The organism is Acutalibacter sp. LFL-21 (genome assembly GCF_025630755.1).
In the GTDB taxonomy this organism is placed as follows: Bacteria; Bacillota; Clostridia; order Oscillospirales; family Acutalibacteraceae; genus Acutalibacter; species Acutalibacter stercoravium.
In genome coordinates, this window is the sequence record NZ_JAOTNT010000018.1 from 1 (window position 1) to 8,963 (window position 8,963).

General features: G+C 53.3%; 8 protein-coding genes and 1 pseudogene. 5 read left to right on the top strand and 4 right to left on the bottom strand.

The features are described 5' to 3' along the window. Window positions 1–139 precede the first annotated feature (139 nt). Window positions 140–1,489, top strand: a pseudogene (locus ODJ80_RS13670) (Y-family DNA polymerase); the annotation flags it as partial. A 37-nt stretch (window positions 1,490–1,526) separates the two neighbouring features. On the opposite strand, the gene ODJ80_RS13675 reads toward ODJ80_RS13670, so the two are convergent. After that, window positions 1,527–2,144, bottom strand: a complete 618-nt coding sequence (locus ODJ80_RS13675; RefSeq protein ID WP_263042519.1) for a hypothetical protein — start codon at window positions 2,142–2,144, stop codon at window positions 1,527–1,529. Window positions 2,145–2,231: 87 nt separating this feature from the next. Here ODJ80_RS13675 and ODJ80_RS13680 point away from each other — a divergent pair, with 87 nt between their 5' ends. Both ODJ80_RS13680 and ODJ80_RS13685 read left to right on the top strand, forming a co-directional pair. Further along, window positions 2,232–2,660 (top strand): hypothetical protein, encoded by a 429-nt coding sequence (locus ODJ80_RS13680; protein ID WP_263042520.1) that lies wholly within the window; start codon window positions 2,232–2,234, stop codon window positions 2,658–2,660. Continuing rightward, complete coding sequence (locus tag ODJ80_RS13685; RefSeq protein ID WP_263042521.1) at window positions 2,657–2,908, top strand: hypothetical protein; 252 nt, start codon at window positions 2,657–2,659, stop codon at window positions 2,906–2,908. Before ODJ80_RS13680 ends, ODJ80_RS13685 begins: the two co-directional genes overlap by 4 nt. 34 nt (window positions 2,909–2,942) lie before the next feature. Here the strand turns inward: ODJ80_RS13685 and ODJ80_RS13690 are convergent, their stop codons facing one another. The 3 genes from ODJ80_RS13690 to ODJ80_RS13700 all read right to left on the bottom strand — a co-directional run bounded on the left by ODJ80_RS13690 (window position 2,943) and on the right by ODJ80_RS13700 (window position 6,890). After that, a complete protein-coding gene (locus ODJ80_RS13690) occupies window positions 2,943–3,560 on the bottom strand; it encodes a recombinase family protein (RefSeq protein ID WP_263042522.1) in 618 nt (205 codons plus the stop codon). 345 nt (window positions 3,561–3,905) lie between these two features. After that, window positions 3,906–5,378: an IS1182 family transposase gene (locus ODJ80_RS13695; RefSeq protein WP_442863927.1), complete on the bottom strand. Its 1,473-nt coding sequence runs from the start codon at window positions 5,376–5,378 to the stop codon at window positions 3,906–3,908. Window positions 5,379–5,567: 189 nt separating this feature from the next. Continuing rightward, a complete protein-coding gene (locus ODJ80_RS13700; protein ID WP_263042524.1) occupies window positions 5,568–6,890 on the bottom strand; it encodes an alpha-glucosidase/alpha-galactosidase in 1,323 nt (440 codons plus the stop codon). 170 nt (window positions 6,891–7,060) lie between these two features. Here ODJ80_RS13700 and ODJ80_RS13705 point away from each other — a divergent pair, with 170 nt between their 5' ends. Further along, entirely contained in the window at window positions 7,061–7,897 is an 837-nt protein-coding gene (locus ODJ80_RS13705) for an AraC family transcriptional regulator (protein ID WP_263042525.1), read from the top strand. Between the two features lie 2 nt (window positions 7,898–7,899). Then, entirely contained in the window at window positions 7,900–8,820 is a 921-nt protein-coding gene (aph(2'')-Ig, locus tag ODJ80_RS13710; protein WP_118205363.1) for an aminoglycoside O-phosphotransferase APH(2'')-Ig, read from the top strand. The last annotated feature ends 143 nt before the right edge of the window (window positions 8,821–8,963 follow it).

Genomic DNA, 8,963 nt, shown 5'->3' on the forward strand with positions numbered 1-8,963 from the left:
CTGCTATATTTAGTTGTTACAAGTATAGCAGGTAATGCCGAGTTTTTTTGATTCCCACCGCATTTTACTTGCTTTTCTTTGCTGTTTCGGCTTTTTCTATTTCTCGGCATTATTCAAGTAAAGCCGATATCAGCTTTATCTCAAATCATACTACGCTTCGGTTGAATGTGTTGACAGGGGGTTAGACCCCCTCACCACAAACCTGGTGGTGGCGGATGAGAGCCGGTCGGACGGCACCATCTGTCTGGCGGTATCGCCCAGCCTAAAGGCCCTAGGCGTGCCTGGAAGGCCCAGGCTGTTTGAGGTCAAACAAAAGCTCCAGGAGATTGAAAACCGCACAGGGAAGAAAGTGGCCTATATCACTGCCATGCCCCGTATGGCACGTTACTTGGAAGTATCCGCCACGATATATGCCATTTATCTCAAGTACCTTGCGGCTCAGGACATCCACATTTACAGCATTGACGAAGCCTTCATGGAGCTAACCCCTTATCTGCATCTCTACGGGAAATCCGCCCACGAGCTGGTGGTATCCATCATCCGGGATGTACTATGGAATACAGGTATCACTGCCACTGGAGGGATTGGCACCAATCTCTATCTGGCCAAAATTGCTATGGACATCACGGCAAAACATCTCCCTGCCGACAAGGACGGGGTGCGGGTGGCGGAGCTGGATGAGCAATCTTTCCGAGAAAAGCTGTGGACGCATGAACCGCTCACGGATTTTTGGCAAATCGGGCCGGGCATCGCCTCGCGTCTCGCCCGCATGGGCATCCACACCATGGGGGATTTGGCTCGGTTAAGTCTGCAAAACGAGGAGATTTTCTTTCGGGAGTTTGGGGTGGACGCGGAGATCCTGATTGACCACGCCTGGGGAATCGAAACTTGCGGTATGGAGCAGATAAAAGCCTACAAGCCCGCCACCAAGTCCTTAGCTTCCGGCCAGGTGCTGCCACGGGCCTATTCCTGGGAGGAGGGCCGTCTGGCAGTCAAGGAGATGACGGAGCAGGTGGTGCTTGGCCTGGTGGAACAGGGGTATGTGGCAGAAGGTGTAACGCTGTATGTGGGGTATCAGATTCTAAGTAGGGAAAGCGCCTCTGCCTACCATGGCCCGCTAAAAGTGAACTACTACGGCAGAAAGGTGCCGCCCTCGGTTCACGGCACGGGAAAGCTGGGAGCGCCCACTGCCTCCCTCAGCAGGATCACCCAGGCAGTGCTCCAGCTCTACGACCGGCTGGTAGACAAGGAGCTGCAGGTCCGGCGGATGAGCATTGCTGCCATCCGGCTGTGCCGGAAGGAAGAGGTGGCCCCCCAGTTGAGCTTTTATGCCGACCAGCAGGACGATGGCCGGGAGACCGCCCTGCTGGAAGCCACCATTGGCTTGCACCGGCGCTACGGCAAAAACGCGGTGGTGAAGGGAATGGACTTGCTGGAAGCTGGTACCACACGAGAGCGGAATAACCAGATAGGAGGTCACAGAAAATGAGAGGGAACCCCGCTGGGGATTCCCTCTCAAAAACGGCTTATTGGCACGCGGTAATGTAAAAGATCACGGCGAAAAGAAGCACAGACAGCAGGTAAAGAGGTTTGCTTTTGACTTTTCTCCAAAACAGCCCACCAAACACCAGGAAGCCTCCGATATCCATAAGCAGCTGGAAGAGAAATTTCTGGTGGGCGATCAGGTATAGGACAATCGCCACAGCTTCGGCGAGGAGCGCTCCCACCGGCAAAGCATAGAGGACCGAGTTGAACAGATGATCTCGGTTCCAGAAATAGAGGATCGCGGCCGCAATGGCACAGGGGACCGAAAGAATGGTAAACATGAGAAAGAGGCTGGTTTGAAACGGTCCGTGAAAGCGAGGGAGAAACAGCCCTAAAATAGCTTTCAGCCCATAAAAACTTAGTGTCATGCCGAACATATACAAGAAGGAACTGACACCGGCGCACAGATTCGAGGAGCTGAGAAGTACAATCACTGTGTTGGTAATGATCCAAAACCCCAGCAGAGTTTGGATGGAGGAGAAGCTCCAGAGGGTATCTGCCGGAAAGTAGTCCGCTAAGCGACAAACACAACCTACCGCCAACCCCACTACAAAGACACTTAGGAACGAGGGAACAGAGACACGCAATTGTTGTTTCATAAGCCTTTCCCTTTCTTGCTTTTCCAATATAGTATCATATAAGCAGCGCAAAGTACAGCAGAGCTTTTTCTAGGGAGGTCACAGAAAATGAATGCCACAGCCTATAGAGATATGATTCACTTGTCCCGTCCCATCTCCAAGCACCCGAAAATGGCCATTGCGAATAGGGCCAAGCTGTTCACCCCTTTTTCAGCTCTGCGTGGCTTTGATATTGAAATCCTCACCACGGAACAAGACCGGCTGCTGGTGCCCCAGGTGTCCCTGTCGGCGGACCAGCAGGAGGCCATCTACCGCACCCTCAACGATTTACGGAAAGGCGACTGGGTGACCGTCACCTATTTTGTGCCGGTGAAGCACATTGCAGGGCAACTGCTGGGGGAATACACCGTAGTGTCCGACACGGTGAAGAAGGTAGACGATGTGGAGCAGCTCTTGGTATTGGATGGCTGCCCTATCCCCTTTTCTACCATCCACGCCCTGACCGCGCATGGAATGGAAGGGGTTGAGCCCGCATGACAAATCCAGCCCGCCGCAAGCAATATGTGGAGGTGGTGGCCACCCACCATATAGACGGCTCCGTGCGACCCCAGAAAATCGTCCTGGCAACCGGGCCGGTCTACGAGATCGAGGACAGCCGGGAGGCGGCTCCTGGCAAGGCCCACACCACAGGGGAACTGGCCCGGCGCTATGTGGTGAAGATCAAAGGGAAAGAGACTTTTCTTTACGAGACAGGCGGGCGTTGGTTCGTGGAAATGAAGAAGTAAGGGTCTTCTTGAGAAGGGTAGGAAATTGTTGCCCTCACTTAAAATCAGAGGTATCCTCATACCGATGGACGTAATTATAGAAACTGGATTTCTTCATACCAAGTTCCTGCATGGCTGCGACCGCAGAAATAGCGCCATCTTTCCATTGGTGGTAGACCTCCTCCCAGTTAGGAGGAAATCCTGTTTCTTTCCTTCCCAGATGTTTTCCTTTCTCTCGGGCCGCTGCGATCCCCTCCGCCTGCCGTTGTCGAATTGTAAGGCGCTCCTGTTCAGCGATACTTGACAGCACCTCAGTCAGGATGTTATTTATCATCTCGAATACCCATTCCTGGCCCGAAGGTAGCTCGATCAGTGTTGTTGGAAGGTTAAGGATGCGTACTTGAATAAGCTGCTCCTTGAAATACCGGAGTTCCTGGATGATGTGTTCCTTGTTCCGACTGAGCCGGTCGAGGTCTGGGATAACCAGCTCATCCCCAGGGCGGAGCAAGGTGTATTTCAGGCTTTGGTAGCCTGGCCGGTCCAGGGAAGCTCCGCTGGCCTGGTCTGTGATGATGTCTCGTTCTTCTACACCATATTGCAGCAGTGCTCTGATCTGCCGGTCCAGGTGTTGCTCTTTTGTAGATACCCTGGCATACCCATAGACTTTCTTCATTTGGATTTTCCCTCCTTTTATGTCCAAAAAGGTGTAAAAGAAAATGGACTTGTCCAAAAACGAGAAAGAAGCCTTTATGGACAAGAAAACATAGGTGATCGAGGTTGATTTTTTCTCTCCAAAAAGGTGTACTTTTTTGGAGGATTACTTTGCAGCCAATTCTCAAAACCGGAACTGATTCCGGTTTTGAGGGAAAGGAAGGACATAATCTTCTCTTAGAATGGTGTCTGTTGCGAAACCAGATACTTAGACTTGTGGGGTTCTGTACAACTCAAATCGGTATAAGAAAGAGGCACCCATTTGGGTGCCTCTTTCTTATACCGTCAGCCTGTCGAGAAACCCGGTCTACCTATATAAGTAGGCCGGGTTTCCGGCGTAAAGCAAAAGAAAGAGTCGAGATAAGAAGGAAGGAGAGTTCTCCTTCCACAGCCATCTGGCCAGCTTTTTCAGATTCATGGCAGCAAATTTAAGCTTCACCCAGTTTGTTACCTGGGTCAAGCCTCTGTATTGAGTATAGCGCATGGCGTGTTTTTCCTTGGCGTCGGCAAAGACTCGTTCAATGGTCTCCTTGCGCCGCTTGTACAGTTCCTTGTACTTTGGGGTGTAGCGGGCGTCGTCTGCCAAGTCCTCGTAGTCTTTCCAGATATGCCGCTGTACTGTTTTGACACAATCTTTGGAATGGGTGCACAGATGTCGGGTGGGACAGCCGGCACAGATCTTCGGGTCGCTTCTGTATTCCCGGTATCCGTCCCGGTTGGTGGTCCGGTATGCCAGCACCTGGTATTCCGGGCAGAGCACACAGTCATAATGCTCGTCATACACATACTTCCACCACTGGTGACCGCCCTTCAGGGTCTGCGGACGCTTATAGGCTGTGGATAAAACACGGCCATCTTCAAATACCTTTTTACAGATATGCGGCGTTTTGTAGGCGGAATCGGCAACAATCGTCTCTACTTCCGGAAATGCTTCTGTCACCCGGTCATAGACCTCATCAAAAGCCACACTGTCATGCACATTCCCCGGGGTAACGACGGTCTCCAGCACAAATCCATGCTTATCGCAGGCCGTGTGGGCCTCATAGGCAAACTGCCGCTTGTGGTCTCCCTTCACAAACAAGCCGCTGTCCGGATCCGTTACACTCCGGGTCACCGTACGCTTCTTTTCCTTCTTCCGCCGGGCCAGCTTCTTTTTGGAGGTGTTGTCCCGGCGTTTCTTTGCTGGGGCCGGAGGTTCGTCATCATCGTCAAAGGGCTTCTTTCCGTGGGCCTCCCGGTCTGCGTTTACCTCTTCCATCAGTTCCTTGGCGTAGTGCTTGGATGCGGCAGGAACCTGCGCCTTCACCTGCTTTTTCGTGTTGGCGTTGGCCTTGATGTGCGTGCCATCTATGAATACCGCCTTGGGGGAAAGGTATCCCGCCTCCGCCACTTCCTCCAGGATCCAACGAAAGACCTGGTCTACCGTTTCCTCGGTAAACCGGTGCCGGAAGTTATAGCTCACCGTGGAAAAATGGGGCGTTTCATCCTGTAAGGTGTACCCCAGAAACCAGCGGTAATAAATGCTGCCGCTTACTTCCTCCGCTGTCCGCCGCAGAGACGGCAATCCGTACAGATGCTGGATCAGCACCATTTTGAACAGCACCACAGGGTCTATGCTGGGTCTGCCATTGTCCTCACAGTATAACGGCTCCACCTTTTCATATAAACGGTTAAAGTCCACTGCCTTATCTATCTTCCGCAGCAGGTGCTCCTTTGGCACCAGGCTGTCTATCCCCACGATCTCCACTACATCCCGATCCATTTTTCCTCGTTTCAGCATCTTTCTCACCACCACTTCCATTATATCTTATACATGCGAAAATGCCCAGCTTTTGCTGGACTTTTTCGACAGACTGAGGCTCCTGTTTCAGACAGGAGCCTTTTGGTTTGCATGGACCGGCGCGTGCCGCGGACCGGTGGGGAGACGGGACACGCGGGACGCTGTCCGGTCAGGGGCTAGAACACAGGGTTATTTGTACATCGCCATGTACGGGCCGTGGGCATCGATCAGCTCGTCGCACATTTTCACGATGTCGTCGATCGAGAGCTCGGCGGCCGTGTGCGGGTCGAGCATTGCGGCGCGGTAAATGTCCTCGCGTTTGCGCGTGCGCGCGGCCTCGATCGTCATGAGCTGCACATTGATGTTCGTCATGTTCATCGCGGCGAGCTGCACCGGCAGGCGGCCGACGTGGCAAGGGTTGACGCCCATTCGGTCGATCAGGCACGGCACCTCGACGCACGCGTCGGCGGGCAGATTGTCGATCAGGCCCGCGTTCAGCACATTGCCGCCGATCTTGTACGGCACGCCGGTGAGGATGGCCTCCATGATGTATGAGGCGTATTCCTCGGAGCGCGAATGGCTGACCTGGCCGTCCTGCAGAATCGAGGCCTTTTCTTCCTTCCAGCCCTTGATCTGGTTGACGCAGCGGCGCGGGTACTCGTCGAGCGGGATGTTGTACGCATCGATCAGCTCCGGGTATCTGGATTTGATGAACAGCGGGTTGTATTCGGCGTTGTGCTCGCTCGACTCGGTGCAGTAATAGCCGAGGCGGCGGATATACTCGTAGCGCACCATATCCTTGTGCTTTTCCGCAGCGTTTTTCTCCGCGGCACGGCGGCGGATCTCGGGATACAGGTCGTTGCCGTCCTTGTCCGTGATCTGCAGGAGCCACGCCATGTGGTTGATGCCGGCGATGAGCTCGCGGCGGCCCTCGAGCTTATCCTCCATGCCGAGGCCCTTCAGCAGGTCGCGCGAGCAGGTCTGCACGCTGTGGCAGAGGCCGACGGTCTTCACATTCGTGTAGCGCTGCATATAGCCGGAAAGCATCGCCATCGGGTTCGTGTAGTTGAGGAACCACGCGTCGGGGCAGACCGCCTCGATGTCGCGGGCGAAGTCCTCGAGCACCGGTATCGTGCGCAGGGCGCGCATGACGCCGCCGATGCCGAGCGTGTCGGCGATCGTCTGGCGCAGGCCGTACTTCTTCGGGATCTCGAAGTCGATGACGGTGCAGGGCTCGTAGAAGCCGACCTGGATCGCGTTGACGACAAAGTCCGCGCCGCGCAGCGCCTCCCTGCGGTTTTCAACGCCGCAGTAGGTCTTGAGCGTGGCCCGGTCCTGGTTTGTGTTGTGGTTGATGGCGCTGAGGATGATGTAGGATTCCTCAAGGCGTTCCGCGTCGATGTCGTAAAGCGCGATTTCGCTTTCGCAGAGCGCGGGCGTACACATGCAGTCGCCGAGCACATTGCGCGCAAAGACCGTGCTGCCGGCGCCCATAAAGGTGATTTTTGGCATAGCGATTCCATCCTTTCCCTAAAAAGATCGTGATTCGTAAAATCTTTTTGTGTCTTTATTATAGTTGGGGAACGCGCGCGTTCTCAATAGCTTTTGTTTCGGAAAATTGTTGTTTTGTTGTATTTTTGCCGGAAGTATGGTATACTGGAAAAAACGCAGGAGGGAAGAACATGAACGCCATCAAGCACCGCGCTGAAAACCTGAACAACGGCGGGTCCGTGACCGTCTATTACTGCGGCTATGAGAAATGCGAAAGCGGGCACTTCTGGGGGCCGGCCGTGCGCAACCAGTATCTGCTGCACTATGTGATTTCCGGCTGCGGCACGTATGTGGTCGGCGGGGAAACGTATACGCTGCACGCGGGCTCCTGCTTTCTGATCCGCCCCGGGGAGCGCACGCTGTACACCGCGGACCGCAAAGACCCGTGGGAATACATGTGGGTGGCGTTCGACGGCTTCGACGTGCTCGAGATCCTGCGGCGCACCGGCCTTGTGAACCGGTGCGTCGTCGCGGTCGAAAACGGCGAGGAGTTCGCGCGCTATCTGCGCGAGATGATCGAGGAGTTCAGCGGCGGCAGCCTGTTCAAGGTGATGAGCTGCTTTTACGGCGCGATGTCCGTGCTGGAGAAATCGGCGCACGGCGGCACCTATACGCGCGAGCACGAGTATGTGAACAAGGCGATCGGCTACATCAAGAGCAATTACGGCTACCCGATTCAGGTCAGCGACCTCGCCCGGTACATCGGCATCGACCGCACGTACCTTTACCGCATCTTCTTCGCCTCGGAGAGCATGTCGCCGAAGCAGTACCTGATGCAGGTGCGCATCAACGCCGCCAAAAAGATGCTCCTGAGCGGCGCGTACACCGTGGGGGAAACCGTGCTGTCCTGCGGCTTTTCGGACGCCTCCTCCTTCTGCAGCCGCTTCAAGCGCTGCACCGGCATGACGCCGAAGGCGTTTATTCTGAACAGTCGGAGTTCGTCCCAAAGTAGCGTGGAAGGGGAATGACGATGTGTGAATTTAGTAGTCCGCAAATTCCAATAACGGATATTGAGAAGGCCATGGAACGGATCGGAAGTCCGGTGAGAGAACTTCGCCGCTTGGATGCGGGGGATGACAGCGAAGTGCTGCTTTGCAATGGGCTGTTTGTCATCAAAATCCCCAAACGGCCATCTGTGCGCGTGACACAGCAAAGAGAATTTGCAGTATACTCCTTTCTCAAACAGTATGATTTACCTGCTTTGATTCCGGAAGTGATTTTTCAATGCAATGAATTTAATGTTATGTCGTTTATCCCCGGAGAAAACTTTGGCTTTCAAGAATATGCCTTGCTTTCAGAAAAGGAAAAAGAAGCGCTTGCTTCAGATATGGCGATATTTTTGCGGAGATTGCATGGTATATCGGTGCCGCTTTCAGAGAAACCGTTCTGTCAAATCTTCGAAGATAAACGCAAAAGATATTTGGAAGACCAAGAACAGCTGCTTGAAGTGCTCGAAAACCGAAAACTCTTGAATGCACCACTCCAGAAAAATATCCAGACGATATATGAGCATATCGGTCAGAATCAGGAACTGTTTGACTATGCGGCCTGTTTAGTTCACAATGATTTTAGCTCTTCCAATATGGTGTTCAGACATAATCGTCTGTATGGCGTGATCGATTTTGGAGATGTAATTGTCGGTGATCCGGACAATGATTTTTTATGCCTTCTGGATTGCAGCATGGATGACTTTGGGAAAGATTTCGGGCGAAAGGTTTTAAGACATTATGGCCATCGGAATCCACAATTAGCAGAAAGAAAAGCAGAAATCAATGATGCTTACTGGCCGATACAACAAGTCCTGCTTGGTGTTCAGAGAGAAGATCGGTCGCTTTTCTGTAAGGGATACCGTGATCTTCTGACCGTAGATCCAGATGCCTTCATTTTATAAAAAACACAGCAAGGATCCTTGCTGTCAGCCTGTAGAAAAACCTGCTCCGGCAATTAAGCCAGAGCAGGTTTTTTGCTTGGAAACGAAAGCGGAAACGGAAAAAGCATCAAAACAACAGCTACACTTTTCCCCCATCCTGTTCG

Excerpts from the sequence above, each read along its gene's own strand:
- ODJ80_RS13675 (WP_263042519.1), bottom strand. The coding sequence starts at position 2,144 with ATGAAACAACAATTGCGTGTCTCTGTTCCCTCGTTCCTAAGTGTCTTT.
- ODJ80_RS13680 (WP_263042520.1), top strand. The coding sequence starts at position 2,232 with ATGAATGCCACAGCCTATAGAGATATGATTCACTTGTCCCGTCCCATC.
- ODJ80_RS13685 (WP_263042521.1), top strand. The coding sequence starts at position 2,657 with ATGACAAATCCAGCCCGCCGCAAGCAATATGTGGAGGTGGTGGCCACC.
- ODJ80_RS13690 (WP_263042522.1), bottom strand. The coding sequence starts at position 3,560 with ATGAAGAAAGTCTATGGGTATGCCAGGGTATCTACAAAAGAGCAACAC.
- ODJ80_RS13695 (WP_442863927.1), bottom strand. The coding sequence starts at position 5,378 with ATGCTGAAACGAGGAAAAATGGATCGGGATGTAGTGGAGATCGTGGGG.
- ODJ80_RS13700 (WP_263042524.1), bottom strand. The coding sequence starts at position 6,890 with ATGCCAAAAATCACCTTTATGGGCGCCGGCAGCACGGTCTTTGCGCGC.
- ODJ80_RS13705 (WP_263042525.1), top strand. The coding sequence starts at position 7,061 with ATGAACGCCATCAAGCACCGCGCTGAAAACCTGAACAACGGCGGGTCC.